The 23160-nt window shown below is 58.5% G+C and carries 16 protein-coding genes; 9 read left to right on the plus strand and 7 right to left on the minus strand.

Annotation, left to right across the window (positions count from 1 at the left end; translation table 11 throughout):
• The first annotated feature begins 150 nt into the window (after positions 1-150).
• The 6 genes from lon (at position 151) to cmoB (ending at position 6389) form a co-directional block, all read left to right on the plus strand.
• Positions 151-2568 (plus strand): endopeptidase La, encoded by a 2418-nt coding sequence (lon, locus tag PMI30_RS02115; RefSeq protein WP_008014658.1) that lies wholly within the window; start codon positions 151-153, stop codon positions 2566-2568.
• Positions 2569-2786: 218 nt separating this feature from the next.
• Positions 2787-3179: a protease inhibitor I42 family protein gene (locus PMI30_RS02110; protein ID WP_008014660.1), complete on the plus strand. Its 393-nt coding sequence runs from the start codon at positions 2787-2789 to the stop codon at positions 3177-3179.
• Between the two features lie 2 nt (positions 3180-3181).
• Positions 3182-3823 carry a lysoplasmalogenase gene (locus PMI30_RS02105; protein WP_008014662.1) on the plus strand — a complete coding sequence of 214 codons (642 nt, stop codon included), beginning with the start codon at positions 3182-3184 and terminating at the stop codon, positions 3821-3823.
• Positions 3824-3984: 161 nt separating this feature from the next.
• A complete protein-coding gene (locus PMI30_RS02100) occupies positions 3985-4491 on the plus strand; it encodes a hypothetical protein (protein ID WP_008014664.1) in 507 nt (168 codons plus the stop codon).
• 165 nt (positions 4492-4656) lie between these two features.
• Positions 4657-5436: a carboxy-S-adenosyl-L-methionine synthase CmoA gene (cmoA, locus tag PMI30_RS02095; protein WP_008014666.1), complete on the plus strand. Its 780-nt coding sequence runs from the start codon at positions 4657-4659 to the stop codon at positions 5434-5436.
• Positions 5433-6389: a tRNA 5-methoxyuridine(34)/uridine 5-oxyacetic acid(34) synthase CmoB gene (cmoB, locus tag PMI30_RS02090; RefSeq protein WP_008014669.1), complete on the plus strand. Its 957-nt coding sequence runs from the start codon at positions 5433-5435 to the stop codon at positions 6387-6389. The genes cmoA and cmoB overlap by 4 nt, the downstream gene beginning before the upstream one ends.
• 133 nt (positions 6390-6522) lie before the next feature.
• Here cmoB and tadA read toward each other — a convergent pair whose 3' ends face one another.
• Both tadA and PMI30_RS02080 read right to left on the minus strand, forming a co-directional pair.
• Complete coding sequence (gene tadA / locus PMI30_RS02085) at positions 6523-7020, minus strand: tRNA adenosine(34) deaminase TadA (RefSeq protein WP_008014671.1); 498 nt, start codon at positions 7018-7020, stop codon at positions 6523-6525.
• Positions 7020-8396, minus strand: coding sequence for a multicopper oxidase family protein (locus tag PMI30_RS02080; RefSeq protein ID WP_008014673.1), 1377 nt, complete (start codon positions 8394-8396; stop codon positions 7020-7022). Before PMI30_RS02080 ends, tadA begins: the two co-directional genes overlap by 1 nt.
• 908 nt (positions 8397-9304) lie before the next feature.
• On the opposite strand from PMI30_RS02080, the gene PMI30_RS02075 reads away from it, so the two are divergent.
• A complete protein-coding gene (locus tag PMI30_RS02075; protein ID WP_008014675.1) occupies positions 9305-9628 on the plus strand; it encodes a hypothetical protein in 324 nt (107 codons plus the stop codon).
• 279 nt (positions 9629-9907) lie between these two features.
• Here PMI30_RS02075 and PMI30_RS02070 read toward each other — a convergent pair whose 3' ends face one another.
• From PMI30_RS02070 to treP, 5 genes are all read right to left on the minus strand, one after another.
• The gene (locus PMI30_RS02070) at positions 9908-10198 is read right to left on the minus strand and encodes a PTS transporter subunit EIIB (protein ID WP_008014677.1); all 291 of its coding nucleotides are present in this window, start codon (positions 10196-10198) and stop codon (positions 9908-9910) included.
• A 2-nt stretch (positions 10199-10200) separates the two neighbouring features.
• A complete protein-coding gene (ptsP, locus tag PMI30_RS02065) occupies positions 10201-12735 on the minus strand; it encodes a phosphoenolpyruvate--protein phosphotransferase (RefSeq protein ID WP_008014679.1) in 2535 nt (844 codons plus the stop codon).
• Between the two features lie 62 nt (positions 12736-12797).
• Entirely contained in the window at positions 12798-14021 is a 1224-nt protein-coding gene (locus PMI30_RS02060) for a maltoporin (protein ID WP_008014680.1), read from the minus strand.
• Between the two features lie 95 nt (positions 14022-14116).
• Positions 14117-15766: an alpha,alpha-phosphotrehalase gene (gene treC / locus PMI30_RS02055; RefSeq protein WP_008014682.1), complete on the minus strand. Its 1650-nt coding sequence runs from the start codon at positions 15764-15766 to the stop codon at positions 14117-14119.
• Between the two features lie 119 nt (positions 15767-15885).
• Entirely contained in the window at positions 15886-17328 is a 1443-nt protein-coding gene (gene treP / locus PMI30_RS02050) for a PTS system trehalose-specific EIIBC component (RefSeq protein WP_008014684.1), read from the minus strand.
• A gap of 237 nt (positions 17329-17565) precedes the next feature.
• Here treP and treR point away from each other — a divergent pair, with 237 nt between their 5' ends.
• Together treR and PMI30_RS02040 are read left to right on the plus strand one after the other, a co-directional pair.
• Positions 17566-18270, plus strand: coding sequence for a trehalose operon repressor (gene treR, locus PMI30_RS02045; RefSeq protein WP_008014686.1), 705 nt, complete (start codon positions 17566-17568; stop codon positions 18268-18270).
• Positions 18271-18372: 102 nt separating this feature from the next.
• On the plus strand, positions 18373-23091 hold the full coding sequence (locus PMI30_RS02040) for a membrane-targeted effector domain-containing toxin (RefSeq protein ID WP_008014689.1): 4719 nt from the start codon (positions 18373-18375) through the stop codon (positions 23089-23091).
• Positions 23092-23160 lie beyond the last annotated feature (69 nt).

Here is a 23160-nt window from a genome sequence, read left to right on the forward strand (position 1 = left end):
CAGATGGATACCGGAGCATGGTCGGCCCAAAGGCCGCCAAGTCCAAACACCTGTCAAAACCCTGAACACACAAGCTGAAATATCCATGCCCATTGAAACCACCCCCCACCTGCCCCATCTAAGACCCATACCCTATTGCGCAGGTGCCCCATGACCGACCAGCAAGAATTCCCTGAAGACACGAGCGAATACGCCGAAACAGACAACGCCGAACACCACTCCACCGGCAAAGGCCTCGCCCTGCCTGGCCAGAACCTGCCGGACAAGGTCTACATCATCCCCATCCACAACCGGCCCTTCTTCCCGGCGCAAGTACTGCCGGTCATCGTCAACGAAGAGCCGTGGGCCGAAACCCTCGAACTGGTGAGCCAATCCGAGCACCATTCCCTGGCCCTGTTCTTCATGGACACCCCCCAGGAAGACCCGCGCCACTTCGACACCAAAGCCCTGCCGGAATACGGCACCCTGGTCAAAGTCCACCACGCCAGTCGCGAAAACGGCAAACTGCAATTCGTCGCCCAAGGCCTGACCCGGGTGCGCATCAAAACCTGGCTCAAACACCATCGCCCGCCGTACCTGGTGGAAGTCGAATACCCGCATCAGCCCACCGAACCGACCGACGAGGTCAAGGCCTACGGCATGGCGCTGATCAACGCGATCAAGGAACTGCTGCCGCTCAACCCGCTGTACAGCGAAGAGCTGAAGAACTACCTCAACCGCTTCAGCCCCAACGACCCGTCACCGCTGACCGACTTCGCCGCCGCCCTGACCTCGGCCACTGGCAGCGAGCTGCAAGAAGTGCTCGACTGCGTGCCGATGCTCAAGCGCATGGAAAAAGTCCTGCCGATGCTGCGCAAGGAAGTCGAAGTCGCGCGCCTGCAGAAAGAAATCTCCGCCGAAGTTAACCGCAAGATCGGCGAGCATCAGCGCGAGTTCTTCCTCAAGGAACAACTCAAGGTCATCCAGCAAGAGCTGGGCCTGACCAAGGACGACCGCAGCGCCGACATCGAGCAGTTCGAGCAACGTCTGACGGGCAAGGTGTTGCCGCCTCAGGCACAGAAACGCATCGAAGAGGAAATGAACAAGCTGTCGATCCTCGAGACCGGTTCACCGGAATACGCGGTGACCCGCAACTACCTCGACTGGGCGACCTCGGTACCCTGGGGCGTGTACGGCGAGGACAAACTCGACCTCAAACACGCGCGCAAGGTGCTGGACAAACACCACGCCGGCCTCGATGACATCAAGGACCGCATCCTCGAATTTCTCGCGGTCGGTGCCTATAAGGGCGAGATCAGCGGCTCAATCGTGTTGCTGGTGGGCCCGCCGGGTGTGGGCAAGACCAGCGTTGGCAAATCCATCGCCGAATCCCTCGGTCGGCCGTTCTATCGCTTCAGCGTCGGCGGCATGCGTGACGAAGCAGAGATCAAGGGCCACCGCCGCACCTACATCGGCGCGCAACCGGGCAAACTCGTCCACGCGTTGAAAGACGTCGAAGTGATGAACCCGGTGATCATGCTCGACGAGATCGACAAAATGGGCCAGAGCTACCAGGGCGACCCTGCCTCGGCGCTGCTGGAAACCCTCGACCCGGAACAGAACGTCGAATTCCTCGACCACTACCTGGATTTGCGCCTGGACCTGTCGAAAGTGCTGTTCGTCTGCACCGCCAACACTCTGGACTCGATTCCCGGCCCGTTGCTGGACCGGATGGAAGTGATTCGTCTGTCGGGCTACATCACCGAAGAAAAAGTCGCGATCGCCAAGCGTCACCTGTGGCCGAAACAACTTGAAAAAGCCGGCGTGTCCAAGGGTAGCCTGAGCATCAGCGACAACGCGTTGAAGGCCTTGATCGACGGCTACGCCCGTGAAGCCGGGGTGCGGCAGCTGGAAAAGAACCTCGGCAAACTGGTGCGCAAGGCCGTGATGAAGTTGCTCGACGAACCGAAAGCGGTGATCAAGCTCGGCCCGAAAGACCTGGAAGCCTCACTCGGCCGGCCGGTGTTCCGTAATGAGCAAGTACTGTCCGGCATCGGCGTAATCACCGGGCTGGCCTGGACCAGCATGGGCGGCGCCACCCTGCCGATCGAAGCGACGCGCATTCACACCCTCAACCGTGGCTTCAAACTCACCGGGCAACTGGGGGAAGTGATGAAAGAGTCGGCAGAAATTGCCTACAGCTACGTCAGCTCCAATCTGAAGCAATTTGGCGGCGATCCGACGTTCTTCGACGAAGCCTTCGTTCACCTCCACGTACCGGAAGGCGCCACGCCGAAAGACGGCCCGAGCGCCGGCGTGACCATGGCCAGCGCCCTGCTGTCCCTGGCCCGCAACCAGCTACCGAAAAAAGGCGTGGCCATGACCGGCGAACTGACCCTGACCGGGCATGTCCTGCCGATTGGCGGTGTGCGCGAGAAGGTGATTGCAGCGCGGCGGCAGAAGATTTTCGAGTTGATCCTGCCGGAACCTAATCGCGGTAGCTTTGAAGAACTGCCGGATTATCTGAAGGAAGGGATTACCGTGCACTTTGCCAAGCGCTTTGCGGATGTGGCGAAGATATTGTTCTGATCGTTATGTAGTGCCTGTGCGATTGCTTTCGCGGGCAAGCCTCGCTCCTACAGGGTTGTGTGTCGTTCGCATTTTTTGTGATCGACACACACACCTGTAGGAGCGAGGCTTGCCCGCGAAGGCGTCAGCCCTGACACCCCCCATTCCCAGCACTGTCACACTTTGTCTCATCTTCAGTTATGCTCGCCGTTCGTCGTGAATGCCGGAGCCGCTGACTTATGTCCCCCACCCGCCTGTTTATCCCCCTCGCCCTCGCCTTGCTGAGCGCTTGTGCCACGCAATCGAAACACAACGTGACTGTGGAAAAACAAAGCGAATGCCCGGTGCAACTGAACAACGGGCAAAACCTGATCCTGACCCTGCCAAGCAACCCGACCACGGGTTACCGCTGGGCGATCCAGGATTCGGCCGGCGGCGTGTTGCGTGCGCTCAGCCCCGAGGTTTACAGCAACCCGGAAGATGCCGGGATCGTCGGCAGCGCGGGCATTTCCACCTGGCGCTTCCAGGCCTTTGCCGCCGGCACGGCCCGCTTGCGACTGACGTATTCACAACCATGGGCACCCGAAGTACCGGCGGTGAAAACCTTCGACTGCGCCATCGCGGTTAACTGATCGTGGGCTGGCTGATTCTGGCGCTGATGGGCGCGGTGACCTTTCTGTATGGCCTGAGCGTGCATGCCGCGTTGCTGTGCCTGCTGGTCAAACCGTTGCCGGTGCTGGCCCTGCTCGGCTGGTTGCACGATGCACCGCCCAGTGACTATCGGCGCTGGATCAGCCTGGGTTTGATTTTCTCCTTGGTCGGCGACGTGTTGCTGGCATGGCCGGGGGATTTGTTTGTGTTTGGGCTTGGGGCGTTTTTGGTCGCGCATCTGGCGTACCTGAAAGCTTACTTGAGCGATTGCCGGCGTCTGGCGTTGTTGCCGTTGATCCTCGCGTTGAGCGTCGGCGCGGTACTGCTGGGGATCCTGATTTCCAATGGCTTGGGTCCGTTGCTGGTCCCGGTGATCGTCTACGGGCTGGCCATCAGCGCGATGCTCTGGCGCGCCCTGGCCCGACTCGGCACCGACGTGCCCAAACGCTCGGCGCTGCTGGCGGCGGCGGGCGCGGTGGCGTTTGTGTTTTCTGACAGTGTGATTGGCATTAACCGGTTTGTATCACCGTTCAACGTTGCACCTTACGTGATTATTCTCAGCTACTGGCTGGGGCAGTGGGGGATTGCGGCGTCGGTGTTCTCAAAAAAAATGCCCATCGATTAAAATCGGACCAGTTAATCATTTGCAACCTGCATAAAAAATATTAAAAGCATAGCTAAAGAGTATAAAAACCTGTCAAATCTGACAGTAGCCACGTCCATCTCTGCGAACTTATTATTTGAATGGTTTTAGCAACCATCCATCTAACGCAAGGAAGGCAGTTTATGAATATTTTTAATAAGAGTTCTGTTTCTGGTCTGCAGGAGGCGAATGGTGTCACTGTTGAGCCGGTCATCACCGTCAGTTCTGAAATCAAAGCTACTGTTTCGGATCGTGTTCCTTTTCATACCCAAAACATCGAATACGGAACAGACGGCGGTACGTTGATCGCCTTTATCGCTCGTGCTAATGCCGAGGACATCTCAGAAGCAAATAAAAAAGGCTTTTTACTGATGTTCGATAAAAACATTAAACCTGGCACGTATGATGTTACAGATTCAGGCTTTCCCTTTCGTGAAGCGTACTATTTTGAAATGGGAACTATCCCAGGCTTTACTACATCTTTCCATTACACACCTCAGAGTGGAACATTCTCCGTAGAGACAATCGAAAACAGCGAAAGAAAATTGCACTATAAAATCGGCTTTAACTTTAAAGGTAAAGATAATAGAAACGAAGAGCTTAAGATCGAGGGCGCAGCAACACTTATTGTGTTTACACGCCCAATGTAATAACTGAATGGCCAACCCCCCAGTTTTGGGGGTTGGCCATTCAGTCATTACTTAGTGTTTCCTCTCTACATACCGTTCGCTGACCTTCACTGGAAAGAAGTCCTCGCCTGGCCTCCCTCACGCTTTATCAGACAACCCAAGCATCCCCCCGTCAATTTGGCTAAAATGCCGGCCTTTTCCACCGACACCGCCGGAACCGCCGTGAGCAAAGAATCCGATCGCCTTTTCGCCCAGCCTTTGACCCAGGTGCCTGACTTCGCCTTTAACGAGGACGTGGTGCGGGTATTCCCGGACATGATCAAGCGCTCGGTGCCGGGTTATCCGACCATAGTGGAAAACCTCGGCGTGCTCGCCGCGCAGTTCGCCCAGCCCAACAGCGTGCTGTACGACCTGGGCTCGTCGTTGGGCGCGGTGACTCAGGCCCTGCGCCGTCACGTGCGCACCGACGGTTGCCGGGTGATCGCTGTGGATAACTCCGCGGCCATGGTCGAGCGTTGCCGCGAGTACCTCAATGGCCAGGACTCGATGTTTCAGGAGTTGCTGCCGGTGGAAGTGATCGAAGGCGACATCCTCGCCCTTGAGTTCGAGCCAGCCTCGGTGGTGGCGCTGAACTTCACCCTGCAATTCATTGCCCCGGACCAGCGCACCGCGTTGCTCGCGCGCATTCACCAATCGTTGGTGCCCGGTGGCGCGCTGATCCTCTCGGAGAAGCTGCGCTTCAACGACCCCGAAGAACACGCGCTGCTCACCGACCTGCACGTGGCCTTCAAACGCGCCAACGGCTACAGCGAACTGGAAATCGCCCAGAAACGCAGCGCCATCGAAAACGTCATGAAGCCCGACAGCCTCGAAGAACACCGCGAACGCCTGCTGGCCGCCGGGTTCTCGAAAGTCGTGCCGTGGTTCCAGTGTCTTAACTTTGCCTCGTTGATTGCCTTGCCATGATTGATCTGTCTCCCCTGGCCCGCCGTCTGGCCGGTACCCCGCTGGCCGAATGGGCCAACACCCTGCAAGCGCAACTCGACAAGAAAATGGAAAAAGGTCACGGCGACCTGGAACGCTGGCAGAGTGCGCTGGATGCGTTGCCGAAGATTCAGCCGAGCGAAGTCGATTTGTTGAACGGCCTGAAGCTGGACACCGATTGCGACGTTGAGACCCGCGCACAAATGCGCACCGCGCTGATGGGTTTGTCTCCGTGGCGCAAAGGTCCGTTCGACCTGTTCGGCGTGCACGTCGACACTGAATGGCGCTCGGACTGGAAGTGGTCCCGGGTAGCTCCGCACCTGAACCTGAAAGGCAAACGCATCCTCGATGTCGGCTGCGGCAACGGTTATTACATGTGGCGCATGCTCGGTGCCGGGGCCGACAGCGTGATTGGCGTCGACCCCAACTGGCTGTTCTTCTGCCAGTTCCAGGCCGTCCAGCGTTACCTGTCCGAGCCCAATGCCTGGCACTTGCCGTTTCCCTTTGAGGATCTTCCTCCCAATCTGGAAGGCTTCGACACCGTGTTTTCCATGGGCGTGTTCTACCACCGCCGCTCACCGATCGAGCATTTGCTGGCGCTGAAGGATTGCCTGGTCAAGGGCGGTGAACTGGTGTTGGAGACGCTGGTGATCGAAGGCGATCAACAGCAGGTGCTGGTGCCGGAAGACCGTTATGCGCAGATGCGTAACGTGTGGTTCCTGCCGTCGGTGCCGGCGCTGGAACTGTGGCTGCGCCGCGCAGGCTTCAGCGATGTGCGTTGTGTGGATGTGAGCGTGACCACGGTCGAGGAACAACGCGGGACGGAATGGATGAAGTATCAGTCGTTGAGCGATTTCCTTGATCCGCAGGATCACAGCAAAACCATCGAAGGGCTGCCGGCCCCAATGCGCGCCGTCATCGTCGCCCGCAAATAAACACCCAATCTCCCTACCCATGGAGATCCCCTGTGGGAGCGAGCCTGCTCGCGATGAGGGCCTTTCAGCCAACGAAGATGTTGGATGTTAGTCCGCTATCGCGAGCAGGCTCGCTCCCACAGTAACTCGGTGTTTAGTCTGCTGGCTTGGCTCTTCGGGCCTTGAAGAACTCGCTCAACACCGCGCCGCACTCTTCCGCCAACACCCCACCTTCATACAACACCCGGTGATTCAAAAAGCCTTGGGTAAAGAACTGCCCCTGGCTCTGCACAATCCCGGCCTTGGGTTCCAGCGCGCCATACACCACCCGCGCAATCCGCGAGTGCACGATCAGCCCGGCGCACATGCTGCACGGCTCCAGCGTCACGTATAGCGTGCTGCCCGGCAGACGATAGTTGCTGGCAGCCTGGGCGGCGGCGCGGATCGCGACCATCTCGGCGTGTGCGCTGGGGTCGTTGCCGCTGATCGGGCAATTAAACCCGCGCCCGATGATTTCACCATCCTGCACCAGCACCGCGCCCACCGGCACTTCACCCAGCGCCGCGCCTTGAGCGGCCAGGGCCAGGGCTTCGCGCATGAAATCACGATCACGGCTGCGGTCGATAATCGCTGCGGGGCGTATCTGCCGCATCACGCCACCTCGATGGCGGCCATCAGGCCGGTTTCCATGTGGTCGATCACATGGCAGTGGAACATCCAGACCCCAGGGTTATCCGCCACCAGCGCCACTTGCGCGCGCTCGTTCTTGCCCAACAGGTAGGTGTCGGTGAAGTACGGGATGACCTTGTGCCGGTTCGAGGCAATGACTTTGAAGCTCATGCCGTGCAGGTGGATCGGGTGCTGATACTGAGTCATGTTTTTCAATTCGAAAATATAGCTTTTGCCCTTCTCGAGCTTGGCAATCGGTCGGTCGGCACAGGTCTTGTCGGTGATGTCCCAGGCCTTGCCGTTGATCTGCCACAGGCTTGGCGGCTTGCCATTGTCGACATTCACCGATACCGAGCCTACCCATTCAAAATTGAAGTTGAGTTTCTCGGCATTGGCCAGGTCCGGCTCGGCCACCGGGTTGGCGGGCAGCGCCGGCGGCCACGCGGTTGGCGCGTCAGTATTGGCCACTGAGCGAAAAGTGCCCAGGCGTACCGGGCCGTTACGCAGGGACAATTCTTCACCGGCCGGTGGTGCCTTGATCGCCAGGCAAATACGCATGCCAGGCCCCAGCCAGTATTCCTTGCCCAGTGGGCGCGGTTCAATTGGATTGCCGTCCAACGCATAGATCTGCGCTTCGACGCCGGGGATGTTGAGGCGGTATGTCAGCGTATTGTCGAGGTTGAGCAGGCGTACGCGAGTGATCTGCCCGGCGGGCAAGTCGATCACCGCTTGTGAGACGCCGTTGATGGTCGACAAGCCCCCCGCCGTGCCGCCACGGGCCGCTTCGCGAGGAATGCTGAACGCGACGAAAGCGCCCTCTTCATCGACGTGCCAGCTCTTGAGGCTCAAGGTCTTTTCGTATTTGAAACCGGTGGGCTCGCGCTCTTCGATAATCAGCGGGCCGACCAATCCACGACCGAGCTCTTCGCTGCTGTTCACGTGCGGGTGATACCAGTAGCTGCCGGCGTCGGGTACGCGGAATTTATAGTCGAAGTACTCGCCCGGCAGCACCGGCAATTGCGAGACGTACGGCACGCCGTCCATTTCCAGCGGCAGGCGGATACCGTGCCAGTGAATGGTGGTCGCCACCGGCAGGTGATTGATGAAACGCACCCGCAGCCATTCGCCCTGACGCACGCGCAACTCGGTGCCCGGCGCCGATGGGCCGAACGCCCAGGCCGGGGTCTTGTGCCCGGCCACCAGCTCGACGTCCAGAGGTGCGGCGATCAGCTCATAGTCGTGGCCGGCGTCAGCGTCGGCCATTTTGCCCAACCAGTAACGCGACGCGCCACCGGCCCCCACGCCAACCACCACAAGACCGGCCAAGCCACCGAGTATTTGTCGACGGGTAAAGGACATGAACTCAACTACCTCACGTATCAGCCAGGCGCGGAGCCTGCAAAAGGCGAATACGATACACCTGCGGTTGAGAAACAGTAAGGGCAGCGCGGCGGATGGTCACAGCCGGTGGTGAACCCTTTAAAAGATCGCAGCCTTCGGCAGCTCCTACATTTGATCGGCGTACACCCTGTAGGAGCTGCCGAAGGTTGCGATCTTTTTAGCCTCGCGCGACATGTCTGATGCAATGCAATTACAGAATTTGGGGCTGTTTCGCTGATCGTTACTGAGTCGCCGCTAATCAGAGAATTACCCTACATCCATTTCCACCTTTCCCGACTTCTTTCCTGATCGTTCCCCCGCAAAGTCCCCGCGCCTGATTTTCTGCGCCAGGGATTGCTCATGTTCGAACCGATTTTTAACCCCACCTCCTATCGTTCGGTACGTTGATGGAGCACGTCGCCCGCATCGAACAAGAACTCGACAGTAAGGCCTGTTATCTCTGAGGCAGATAGATTTTGGGCAAGCCTCGCTCCTACAGGACGGTGGTGATCTGTAGGAGCGAGGCTTGCCCGCGAAGGCGGTCTTACAGGTTACGAAATTTCTGGGCAAGGTCATCGGAAGTTTCCTTCAACCTGCGGCGGTTTCCATGAACTGGTGTGGAATGTTTTCAATCGATAGTCTCTGGTGGTCACTGAAAATTCAGTGGTGGGGTGTAGGAACCCTTCAAGACTAGAGAGGACGCTTTGGCGTCGACACCTGAATTGCGGCCATCAACGTGTGTCCGTAAGATCAGTTGCGGCGGCTGTGCGCGGGCACGCTTCGGTGTGGTCGAGTTCTCTGGTCTCGATATTCCTACCCCGCGTATAGCTGCCACCCAAGCCTGTAGGAAGGCCGATGGTAGCTCCACTTCTACCAGAGGTTTAAAAATGAAAAGTCTTCACCCCGATCCACCCTACGAAAATCCAATTCCCCACCCCGACAACCGCTTCATGGCACTCACCGGCAACTGCACCGACATGCCCACCCTGTTCGTCGATACCCACGCGCCGCTCGATGTTTTGTATGACGCTGCCAACTATCGAATTCGTGCAGTCACGCAGGTGCTGGAGAACATGTCGATGCGCGGTGCAGTCGAGTGTGAGTCGTTCATTCTCAGTGACTTTGCCTTGCTCTGCGCCATTCCTCTGAGGGATGGCTGTGATGTGCTGGATGTGATTGGACGACGGTTGCGGGCTCGGTCTTCGGAGTAGCAGCGGCCGACATTTGTGATGGGGCTTGCCTGTGGCGAGGGGGCTTGCCCCCGTTGGGTTGCGCAGCAGCCCCCAAAACCAGCAATCCGGTTTTGTCAGACATACCGCGGTGTTTGGTTTGGCGACTGCTGCGCAGTCGAACGGGGGCGAGCCCCCTCGCCACAGGTTTGGTGGTGGTCTCTGGTTTCTGGGGCTGCTGTGCAGCCCAACGGGGGCAAGCCCACCTCACCACAGCAAGCCCCCTCACCACAGGTAATCCCCTTCACCACAAAATTACGGTTATGGCTGAATACCGGTGATCAGATGCATCACCCCTTTCTCCAACATCATCACCCCCGGCACCCCCGCCGCCGCCAAAGCCTGTCGATCCATCCGCGCCACATCCCGCAATTCCACCCGCACACGGGTCAACGCCACCGGCTGTTGCGACTTGAGGTTATCCACTCCGCCAAGCGCGGCGACGATATTTGCGGCCAAACCGCCAACCGGTTGAGCCTCCATTTTCGGCTCATCCACTACCAGGTCCGGGGTCAACGCTTTCCAGAACGCCCGCTGCATTTTCTCGAACATGCTCAGTTCTCCAGAACCAGTGAAGTATCTACCGTTGCCTCGTGGTGCAGCCGCAATGCCTCGCGTACCTGCTCGGCACTTTCCAGCCCCAGCACTTGCTGGGCGATGGCTTGGCAGTCCAGCAGATCCACTTCGCGAACCGCCGCTTTGATCGCAGGAATCAAGGGCACGCTCACCGACAGTTCATCCACGCCAAGTCCCAGCAACAACGGCACCGCCAGGTTTTCCGAAGCCAGGGCGCCGCACACCCCGACCCATTTGCCATGGGCATGGGCGGCTTTCACGGTGTTGGCGATCAAGCGCAATACCGAAGGATGAAAACTGTCGGCCTGACTGGCCAGCCGTGGGTGATCGCGGTCCATCGCCAGGGTGTATTGGGTCAGGTCGTTGGTGCCGATGGAGAAGAAATCCACTTCGGGCGCAAACAGATCAGCCATCAGCGCCGCTGCCGGTACTTCAATCATGATCCCCAGTTTCGGCAGTTCAGTCAGGCCCAGTGCCAGCGCCTCTTCTTCAAGCAGCTGACGAGCCAGCCGCAACTCCGACAGCTGCGTAACCATCGGCAGCATGATGTGCAGACGAGCCAGCCCGGCGCTGCTCAGAATCGCCTTGAACTGATCGCGCAACAATTGCGGACGCTCCAGGCACAAACGAATGCCGCGCATGCCCAGGAACGGGTTTGTTTCGTGGTCCATCGGCACATAGGCCAACGGTTTGTCACCGCCGACATCCAGGGTGCGCACCACCAGATTGCGCGCCGGCCCCAGGGCGCGGGCGATGGCGCTGTAGGTGGAGGCCTGCTCGTCATGGCTCGGCGCATGGTTGCGATCGAGATAAAGAAACTCCGAACGCAACAGACCGACGCCATCGCCGCCCAGCGCCATAGCCTGTTCGGCTTCGGCCAGCGACGCAATGTTGGCGGTGATTTCAAAGTGATGCCCATCGCGGGTAGAGGCGGCCAGCCCTGCGTTCGCCAGCTCGTATTGCTGGCGTTGCTTTTGCAGCTGACGATTGGCCTGCAACTGCTCGATGGCGGCCAGATCAGGGTCCAGTTGCAACTCGCCCTTGTCGGCATCGAGCAACACCTGGGTGCCATTGATCAGTGTCAGGATCTGAACCGGTAACCCGCAAATCGCCGGCAGGCCAGCGGCCCGGGCCAGAATCGCGACATGGCTGGTGGCGCCGCCGCCCACCGTGGCGAACCCCAGCACTTTGCGGGTATCGAGCCCGGCGGTCTGGGATGGCGTCAGTTGCTCGGCAATCAGAATCGCCCCGTCCGGCACCTCCAGCGCATGATCCTCTACGCCGAGAATCAACCTGAGCACCCGTTGGCCAACATCCGCCAAGTCCGCCGCCCGCTCCGCCAGCAGGGCGTTGCCCAAACCCTTGAACAAGGTCGCCGCCGACTCGGTGGCCGCGCGCCAGGCGAATGCCGCGCTTTTGCCTTCGTCGATCAGCACATGGGCCACCTCCAGCAAACCCGGGTCTTCGAGCAGTTCCTGATGAGCCTTGAAGATGTCGGCCTGCGCGTTGCCCATCGCGTTGTCGCGTAGCTGCTGCAAGGCTTGTCGCGCCTCGGCCAGGCCCCGAGCCAAGTGATCGCGCTCAGCCAGCGCGGTAGTGCCGAGCTCATGCACTTCCAGGCTAGGTTCAGCGATCTGCACCACGCGGCCAAACGCCGACCCGGCCGAGGCGCAAACCCCGCGTAAAACCTTCAGCGATGAGGCCTCGGCCCGACTCGCCTCAACCGGCGCCGAGGCCGCTCCCGCCTCACCACAGCCGGTCAGCAACAGCTCGGTCAGCGTACTGATCGCCGCTGCGGCATCCGGGCCAGCCGCGCTGACTTGCACTACATCGCCGTGAGCGGTCTGCAACGTCATAATCGCCACCAGGGATTTCGCGTTCACGCTCTCCTGCTGTTTATGCAGATGAATACTTGCCGAGAACCTTTTGGCAGCCTGGGCAAACACCGCCGCCGGACGCGCATGCAAGCCGTTCGGATTGGCCAGCGTCACCGGTTTGGAAAACAACGCCTCGCCCTCCTCCGGCAACCCTTCATCCGACGTTTGCCCGGCACCGTGCATACTCAACAATGGCTGGCCGCTGTCCACCACTCCCGTTTCGGGCACCAGCCAGGTGAAGGGTTCACCGCTGACCACCAGCATTAACGTCAGCAGGCTGCGGGCATTCAACGCGACAAAGTCGGCATCGAATTCGATCAGCGACTGCCCGACGTCGACCCGTTCGCCCTCTTCCACCAACCGGGTAAACCCCTTCCCCGCCAGGTTCACCGTATCGAGGCCAATGTGCATCAGCACTTGCACGCCGTTTTCCCCGGTGATGCTGACGGCATGCCCACTGGCCTGCACATTGCTGACGACTCCAGCCAGCGGCGCGCACAAGGTGTTTGAGGTCGGATCAATGCACAGACCATCGCCGATCACACGGCTGGAAAATACCTGATCGGGCACCTGGTCCAGCGGCATCAGCACGCCGGACAAGGGTGCCAGCAGTTGCAATTGTTGGGGTGTGGCCATGACGTCACCTGCTGTTTTGTTCTTTGAAGTGCCGATGGAGCGCGAGGCTCCGACAGCATCGCTTATTTCCACCAATACTCGACCTGCAATCCGACGTTCGAACCGTGTCGCGCCGTGCCGAAGGCGCCGGTGTCGGACAACGCCGAACCCGCCGCCAGTTCATTGGCCGCCCGCTTGGCCGCCTCGTTCCAGCTGGCATAGGTGTAATACAGACGCACCTCGGGGCGCGCCCAGAAATCCGGGCCCTTGGGCGACCAGGTCGGGGCGAAGGTGAACTTGCTCAGCTTGCGCGTCCCGCCCGTGGCTTCAACCTGATCGTGGCCCAGTTCGGTCACCAGTTTGAACTGCTCGGTGATCGCATACGCCGGGCGAATTCCAAGGGAGATCCAGTTCTGGTCGGCGCCGTCCGGGCGAATGTCTTTCTGGTAGACCGCTTCAACCTGCCCGCCGAAGCGCGGCGTCACTTGCCAGTCGAAGAACTCCACCACGCGATAGCTTTTACTGCTGTCATCCAGCTTCACGTTACCGGTATAACCCAACCCGGTGCCGGGCCCTTCGCCATACTGAAAGGCCAGTTTATTCTTGCCACCCAGAAAGCCCTTCTGCACATGCTGGGTGGTAATCGCCCAACCGTGGTGAGCGTCGCGGCTGTCGGGTTTGTCGATGTAACTCAGGCCGAATTCCAGCTCACCGCCGGGGTTGGTATCGAAGCCGGCGACGTTGAAATCGTGACGATTGATGTAGTCCTTCTGGTACAGGTTGTCCTTGCGCGAGAAGGCGTAGCTGTACTTCAGATCACCAATCAGCACATCTTCGATACCGCCACCGGTGGCGCTCTGGTTCCAGTAGTAGAAGTCGGAAATATGGATATCGTTCCGCTTGTAGTAACGCCGACCAGCCCACAGTGAACCGCCGTTGAGGCTGGGCATGTTCGACCATTGCGCATACAACTGCGGCATGCGCACCGAGCCGTTTTCACCGTTGAACGTCAGGCTGCGGTCGTACTGGTTATACAGCGAGGCCATGCCGTCGACACTGAGCACCGAACCGTCGTCCAGCGTGAACAGATCCTGACGCAACTCCAGCTCCGCATACTGTTCGCATTCGTTGCCGAGGCGGTATTTCGACTGCGCGCCCGGCAATTGAAAGCATGACTGCGAACTGCTGTTGACTGAGGTGCCGACACCGCTACGCAAGTAGCCGGCGAATTCCAGCGCCTGGGCCGACAACGGTAACGCCAGGCACACGCTCGCGGCGGCAAGGCTGCGATTTATTGTTGTTTTCAAGAACCACCTCATTATTTTTATTGTGTGATGCAGCAAAAACCGGCGCGCAAAACTCCCCCGCGCAGCGTTCTGCGTGTTTTTTGAATTAGTGTTTTTTAGTGGTCAGTGAGGCGCAGAACGAACGACTCATAGGGCCGTAGAAACACCTGCCGATTGCGCGGCGGGCAGTCCGGGTAGTTGCTGATCACCAGAGATTGCACCATCGATTCGTTGATCACTTCTGACGGCAGCTCGACTTCGCACGGCGTGCCATAGAAGTTGTTCAGCACCAGCAAACGCTCACCATGGCCTTCACGCACGTACGCCCAGATTTGTGTGTGCTCAGGCATTAACTGCCGGTACACGCCGTCGGACATCAACGTTTCACTGCGGCGCAGCGCAATCAACTGTCGATAGTGATGCAGCACCGAATCCGGGTCGTCGAGTTGGTGAGCGACGTTGATTTGCGCCGCGTTGGCCGGCACGCCGATCCAGGGTTCGACCGCGCTGAAACCAGCGTTCGACTCGGCGTTCCAGTGCATCGGCGTGCGGCCGTTATCCCGGGACTTCTGCATGATCGCCGCCATGTTGTCGGCGTCGCTGCTACCTGCCTCGCGCTTGAGCCGGTAGATGTTCAGGGTTTCGACATCGCGGTACTGATCGATGTGATCGAAACCCGGATTGGTCATGCCCAACTCTTCACCTTGATACACGAACGGCGTGCCCTGCAGGAAATGCAGCGCTGTGCCGAGCATTTTTGCCGACACCACCCGATGCTCTCCGTCGTGACCAAAACGCGAGACCACCCGCGGCTGGTCGTGGTTACACCAGAACAACGCGTTCCAGCCGCCGCCAGCCTGCATGCCGGTCTGCCAGTCGGAGAGGATGCGCTTGAGTGCGAGGAAATCGAAATCGGCGCGAACCCACTTCTGCAGGTTCGGGTAATCAACTTTCAAGTGATGGAAATTGAAAGTCATCGACAGCTCTTTCGACTCCGGCCGCGAATAGCGAATGCAGTGTTCCAGGCTGGTGGACGACATCTCTCCGACGTTGATCAGGTCATGGCCTTCGAACACTTCACGGTGCATCTGCTGCAAGTAGTCGTGGACGTTCGGGCCGTCGGTGTAGAAGCGCCGACCGTCGCTGTTGTCCTCGGGGAAATCCGCTGGCTTGGAAATCAGATTGATCACGTCCAGACGGAAACCGCCCACGCCTTTGTCGCGCCAGAAACGCATCATCTTGAACACTTCGGCGCGCACCTGGGGGTTGTCCCAGTTCAGGTCGGCCTGCGTGTGGTCGAACAAGTGCAGGTAGTACTGGCCGGTCTGGGCTTCGTACTCCCAGGCCGAACCGCCGAACTTGGATTCCCAGTTATTCGGCTGGTCGCGCCAGATGTAGAAATCGCGGTAAGGGTTGTCGAGGCTGCTACGGGCCTGCTGGAACCAGGTGTGTTCGATCGAGGTGTGGTTGACCACGATGTCGAGCATCAATTTGATCCCGCGCTTGCCGGCCTCGGCGATCAGCAGCTCGCAGTCGGCCATGGTCCCGTAGCTTGGATCGATGGCGTAGTAATCGCTGATGTCGTAACCGTTGTCGCGCTGGGGCGAACGCAGGAACGGCGTGATCCACAGGCAATCGACACCCAGCCAGTGCAGGTAGTCGAGCTTGGCCACGACGCCGAGCAAATCACCCGTGGGGTTGCCGGCGTGGCTGTGAAAACTCTTCGGGTAGATCTGGTAGATCACCGAACGTTGCCAGTCTTGCATGGCGGGATTCCTTCAGTAAGTTTTGTACTGGCCTTGGGGGCCTCTTCGCGGGCAAGCCTCGCTCCTACATTGGAATGCGCCCTCTTGTAGGAGCGAGGCTTGCCCGCGAATGCGATCTGTCAGGCGACCCGATACCCGGGCCGAACAATCCTCATGCTCAACCCGCAGGTCAGAACAAACGGCACGACCATGGCAATCACCATCCCGACCACGAACATCGGAATGAACTGGGGGATGATCGAGATGAAACCGGGCAACCCGCCGACGCCGATCGCCGACGCCTGGACCTTGTTCAGCGACAGGAACATGCAGCCCAGCGCCGAGCCGATCAGGGCCGCATAGAACGGAAACTTGTAGCGCAGGTTGACCCCGAACATGGCCGGTTCGGTGATGCCGAAGTAGGCAGAAATCGCCGAGGTCGAGGCCATGCTTTTATCGCGCACACTGCGGGTCATGTAGAACACCGCCAGTGCCGCGCTGCCCTGGGCGAGGTTGGACATGACGATCATCGGCCAGATGAAAGTGCCACCCTGGGTGGAGATCAGTTGCAGATCGACCGCGAGAAACATGTGGTGCATGCCGGTGATCACCAGCGGTGCGTAGAGCAGGCCGAAAATCGCGCCGCCGACCATCGGTGCCAGGTCGAACAGGGTCACCACACCTTCGGTGATGAGAATCCCCAGATGACGGGTCACCGGGCCAATCACCGCCAGCGCCAGCACACCGGTGACGACGATGGTGGTGATTGGCACTACCAGCAATTGCACCGCATTAGGCACCCGCGCCCGCAGCCACTTTTCGATGACGCTCATCACATAGGCCGCCAGCAGGATCGGCAGGATTTGCCCCTGATAACCGACTTTTTCGATCTGGAACATACCGAGGATATCGAAGTACGGCAGGCTCTGCCCCTCAAGCCCGGCCACCGCTTTGCCGTAGTTCCAGGCGTTGAGCAGGTCTGGATGCACCAGCATCAGGCCAAGCACGATGCCAAGGATTTCGCTGCCGCCAAAGCGCTTGGCTGCCGACCAGCCCACCAGCGCCGGGAGAAACACGAACGAGGTGTTGGCCATCAGGTTGATCAGGCTCCAGAGCCCGTCAAGCTTGGGGTAAGCGTCCAGCAGGGTCTTGCCCTCGATGAACATGCCCTTGGCGCCAATCAGGTTGTTGATGCCCATCAGCAGGCCAGCAATGATCAGCGCCGGAAGGATCGGCATGAACACGTCGGAAAACACCCGCACCAATCGCTGCATCGGGTGGATCTTGTCGGCGCTTTTCTGTTTGACGTCGGCGATGGTTGAAATGGCGAGACCGGTTTGCCGGCGCAGCTCGGCGTAGACCTTTTCCACTTCGCCGGGGCCGATGACCACCTGGAACAGGCCGCCGGTATAGAACGAACCTTTGACCAGATCGATCTGGTTCAGCGTGGCGCTGTTAACCAGGCTCGGGTCCTTGAGGGCCAGGCGCAGCCGTGTGACGCAATGCGCGGCCTGCTCGAGGTTATCGTTGCCACCGAGGCTGTGCAGCAGCTCAGTGACGATATTCGGATAGTCGTGGCTCATGCTTATTCTTCCGCTGTAGTTTTTTGTTATTGGCAGCACGCCGAAGCGAAAAGTACTCGTCTGTACGAGTTATTGCAACAACTCGTACAGACGAGTTTGGTTTTGTTCATCCTGAACCCGACAAGCGGCGATATTTCCTACCTCAAAAGTCAAAGAAACCTAAACCCGCATGGACAAACCCCTACCCTGCCCTTAAGGTTCGAAACCTTGAGCACAGCGCGGCACAGAGCCATCCCCATGAGTAAATACAACCAGATCTACAGCGATCTGCTTGCCAGCATCACGACCGAACGTCTGGAACGCGGCGCCCGATTGCCGTCCGAAACCGAACTGATGGACAGCTACCAGGCCAGTCGCGGCACCGTGCGCAAGGCCATCGAGCAATTGCAGGAGCGCGGCTTCGCCCAGAAAGTCCATGGCAAAGGCACCTTCGTGCTGTCGACCAACCCGATCGAGTTTCAACTGGGCGGCATCGTCAGTTTCCAGGAAACCTACCCGCGACTGGGCAATGACGTCAGCACCGAGGTGGTCGAGTTCACACAAATCCCCCTCGAAGGCCCGCTGCTCGAACACATCAAGGCTGCAGAAGGCAGCCTGATCACGCGGATCAAGCGAGTACGGCGGATCGACGGCAAACGGGTGATCCTCGACATCAACCATTTCGTCAGCGACGTGATTCCCGGTCTGTCCCGCGACATCGCCGAGCAATCGATCTACGCCTTCATCGAACAGACCCTGCAACTGCAAATCGCCTACGCCCAGCGCACCATCGAAGCAGTGCCCCGCAGCAAGGACGACCAGCAACACCTGGACCTCGACGGCCAGAGCCATGTGATCGTGGTCAGTAACCAGACGTTTTTGCAGGATGGCCGGCAGTTCGAGTACACCGAGTCGCGGCATACGCTGGATAAGTTCTACTTTTCGGATGTGGCCAGACGCTGACACTACACCCTGGCGAATCGCCAAAAAGCATAACTATGTAGTGCACCCTCCTTGAGCAAACGGGCCAATCTCGACGACCCATTTCTCAAGGATAGAGCGTGCATGAACACGACAGAAACCCGCCCATTACCCAATGCCGCCGACAAGGCTGCCCTCAAGACCATCGCCACCCGCATCATCCGGACATGCCCGAGCCTGCAAGACACCGCTCACGAGGTCGCGAGCAATTTACTGAAGAAGTACGGCATTACCAGCCTTGATCCGGACCGGGTTTACTTCCACCGCTTCGACGCGTCGCAAAGCAGCTCGAAAGCCTTTACCGGATGGGAGCATGTCAACGCAACGCCAACGTCCTCCATGACCCTGACCCAACTGGTGATCCGCCGCTTCCGTGTCGCCGATCAGGACAATGCCGATTTGCTGGATGTGTATGCAGGCTTCTACTCCGAAGGTCCGAACGCTGGCACGTTCAACGAAGCCAACGAAGTGCGGCTGCATGGCAATGATGTGCTCAAGGACTTCTGGAACATCAACTTCAGCTCGCTGTACAACGAACGGCTGACGAACTTCTGGAAGGAATCTGGCGACGATTTCCGAACCTTGGCCAAGTGCAATTTCCTTATCAGCGCCGTCCAGGCAAGGGACAAACGCCAGTTGAGTGACGAAGATTTCCAGTTTGTCACTCAGGCTGTTTTTGGCCCGATCACCTGGCCGATCAGTCTGCAACTATTGCAATCACAGCACACTGGCACCAATAGCGTTCGCATGCTGGATGTCGCAGGGTATGTTTCGACCAACATTCTGCGGTTTATCGCCCCCAAGGGCCGGCAGATCATCTATCTACCCGGCGACACCGAAGCATTTCAGATACAGGAAACCGTCATCGACATGCACTTCTGGATGTTGAAGCGGATGAATATGGAAGAGGATCGGCAGGCGTTCATGACGCATTTTTCCCTGTCCGATCGACAGGACATCACCGAGAACATCACCGATCTGATGAACCGTCTGGTGGGCAGTTGGAGCGTATACAACCATGAGTTGATCAATCAGGAAAACCGGGCTGTTGACGGTGACGCTTTCAGTTGGCTTCGAGACTCGACCAAAGCCGCCATGTTCTCCGAGGCCACGCTGTCACTGACTTCCAATGGTGATCTGCGCAAAAAACTGTGGATCGGCTACCTCAGCGCCGGTCTGAAAGTGTTCGGCCCGATGGCGGTTGTCGGCTGGCCGGTGGCGCTGCCGGTAATCGGCGCCAGCATCGCCAGCATGGGGTTGAACATCGATCAGGCGGTCAACGGAAAAACGACGCAAGACCGCAAAGCCGGTATTTTGGGCGCAGTACTCAGCGGCATCGATGTGCTGTTCAATCTATTGGTACTTAAAGGGCCGGGGTCGCTAGAAGAAATCGGCCCCGAGATCGACGCCGCCGAGGCGCAAGAAATGGCTGAACTGAAGGAGACGACACAACCGGTCGAAGCCGCCAAACCTTCTCCCCCCGAAGGCGTCGTCGACTCGCCGGATATTGCCGAGCCTAGCGTGAAGGTGCCGGAATCCTTCAAGATCGACCTGTCATTGAGCGAAGACACACTAGTTCGTGAACCGGGTAAGTTCCAGGGCACCTACCGGCTTGCTTCCAACCCTTCGTCCGCGATCAAACTCAAGGACAGCGCGTATTACGTACGCTATGAATCCAGCATCAACGGCCGTAGTACCTGGGCCATCATCGACCCGGCCAACCCCGATGCATTTTCCGGTTCCATCCCCGTACGTTTGAATGCAGTGGGCAAGTGGGAAATCGTCCCGCGCCTGGGATTGAGGGGGGGAATGATCCCATCGCCTGTTGCAACAGCAGGCGCAACCAGTGAGCCCGTCGTCGAAGAGTGGGCGCGTACGCCGGGCATTCATGTGCCCGGACTCGAAGACCCGGAAATGAGGACCTGGGCACTCGGTGGACCCGATGTACGCAATCTGTACAGGCGCGCAAGGACGATCTTCGACATAGACGTCAGCAGTGTGGTCGGGTCCAGCGAAGATACCGTCGGTGTACGCCGGTTGTTGATGTCTCCCTTCGACGAACGCATCCAATCCTTGAGCGAGTTCGACCTGGACCAGGAAGAGTCCCAAGACAATCTGATCAGTGATGCAAACGCCTACTATGAACTCAATCCCCCGACTCCCCGCCTGCCAGTACCCGCACGAGCGATAAATACGTCGACGGAACTGCTCGATACCACCTTCGCGGAAAAACCGGGGCTGGTCGTTGGCGAGCGCCGTGGCGGTATCGGCAGTAAACAGTTCCTGATTGAAAACATGCCCACCCTGGCCCAGCGTGGCGTGAAGACACTGTATTTGCAGGAGCTGTTGGCCAACGTCAATCAACTCGACCTGGACACCTTTGCCAGAACCGGCGAGATGTCCGAGGAGCTGGAAAATTATTTGCAAAAACTCGACATCAAGGCCGGCAATGACCCCGAGGGCAGGTTCAATCTGATGGCTCTGGTCAAGGCCGCCAATGCCCAGCACATCCGCGTTCAAGCTCTCGACATGACGACGACCTGGAACATCAATGAAGACATCAGCACACGAAATCCGAACAGTTTGATGATGAGGAATTTCTTTGCCAGCGAAGTCATTCAGTTCAATGAAGAATTGAAAGGACCCGCCAAATGGATTGCCTTGGTCGATCAGGAACACATGACAAGCTTCAGGGGTTACCAGGGCATCAGTGAGCAAACCGATGCCCTGAGCGTACGAATCGATGATGTGTCACCGGGTCAGGCACAGCCCATTGGCGCCGATCCCGGGTTAGCGGTGGAGTATGCAGACTATCCGGATTCACCTGTCGAAGAACCAGGGTCTGATATCGAAGGTTTCAACCACATTGATGACCGCATCAAAGGCGACTGGCGTTTGCAGGTGCAAACGCCATGGGCTTACCGAACGTCACAGGAACTGCGGACACTGTTGCCGGAACCGGGGATGTTCACTTTCCAGCGCTACCGAAGCAGCCTGTTAGTGGTCTATCGCAATTCCGAAAAACGCATGGCAGACAGCGTGATCAGAATGACCCCGGGCGGGCGGATGAATCTGGATACTCCGCTCGGGCCAACCCACGACTCCATGACCGTGGACAATCTCGCTGAACTGAAAAAGGCATTGATCGAAAAAGGCATGGAGCCAAGGGGCTGGCCTGAAGGCGCCGGCGAAGCTGAGGGTACGGCAACGCTTCTCGAAGGCCTTGCCCAGGTGCAATCTGAAACTTCCAGGTTGACCCCACCACCACAGTGGCAGGCCAACGAACTGCTGGAGGGAATGACACCCGAAACATCACCGGGGAAATTCCTGGGCATTTTTACGCTCAAAGGCAACCCTTCGACAGCCATCATGCTCGACGATACAGCCTGGTACGTGCGCTACGAAACCGATGCGAACGGAATGGGTACCTGGGCCATCATCGATCCTGAAAACCCGAATGCTTTTTCAGGCTCATTACCGGTGCGCCTGAACGCCCAAGGTGAATGGGAGCTGACACCAAAAGCCGGCCTGAAGGGCGGCGGCAACGAACTTAAAGGTATGTCGCCGGTTGTCACTCAACCCACGCCCCCCGTCATCTTGCGTAAACCCGTCACCCGCTACGACGCACCGACCCGTTGGAGTCTCAGGAGACTGGCGATGGGCAAGCCGGAGTCCCATATCAAAATCTTGCGTTTACCCGATGGAACAATGAAAGGGATAACCACCTACGAGGAAAAAGTCGCCCCTCTTCGTAGCAAGTTATCAGGAGATGCTCGCGATTTCTTTCAACGCAGTGGTTTTTTCACTTCCTTGCCTGCACGTCCGGCTGTCCCGGTCGTTACGTCATCGACCACCGCCACGGAACTGATCGAGAAAGTGTTCGACGTCGCGCCAGGGCTGGTGGTAGGGGAAAGCCAGGATCGTATTGCCAGCATGCGTTTTCTCATCGAGAACATGCCGACTTTGTCCCGACAGGGGGTCAAGACCCTTTTTTTCCACCGACTGCTCAACGACTTCAGTCAATTGGATCTCAATACATTCGCCAGAACCGGGGAAATGTCGGACGACCTCGAGGAAAGCCTGCGACAACTGCAAAGCGACCCGACCGGACAGCATACCCCTCTTGAAGTAGTGAAAGCCGCCCGCCTCAATGGTATTCGGGTGCAAGCGACGGACTGTCTGGCGAGCTACCGCTTTCCCGGTTCCCCGCTTCCCGACATGCATGAACAAGCCATCAAGAATTACCTCACTCATACCATCATGCAGGCCAACGATTCACTCAATGGGTCGACGAAATGGGTGGTGCTGACCGGTCAGGAAAACACCAATACTTTCCGTGGCATGGCTGGCATCAGTGAAATGCACGGTGGCATAGGCTTGCGCATCGAAGAAGTGCTGCCTGAAAGCGGCTCGTTGATCGAGACTGACCGTGGCATCGAAGTCGGTAGCGGCTTCACTTCCCAGCCCGCCTCCCCCACCGGTCACTTCGAGACCTTGCACGCCGACCTGAGCCTGAAAATGCCGCAGCCACTTATCCAGCGAACGCCGGCGCAGCTTGAGCAGCTGTTGATGCGACAAGGTATGTTTACCTTCGAAAAAACCGATGGAACCTGGACGCTGATTCACCGCGCAAGGGATGGCCGCATTACACGAACACTGGTTGAGCGTACGGCTGGCGGCCAGTACCTGATCAATCGTCCGACATGGACCAGTGTTCACCAGGTGCCCTACAACCGAATCGAGGATCTGTCCTGGGCCCTCAACGGAATGGGCATGGACCTTGAAGGTCGCCTGCCGCTGTAATTGGTTTTCTGCCACGCCTGCATGCAAGAAGCCCCCGGTCTCGCGACCGAGGGCTTCTTTTACCGCTAT

Origin of the sequence: Pseudomonas sp. GM50, assembly GCF_000282375.1 — a bacterium.
Classification (GTDB): domain Bacteria; phylum Pseudomonadota; class Gammaproteobacteria; order Pseudomonadales; family Pseudomonadaceae; genus Aquipseudomonas.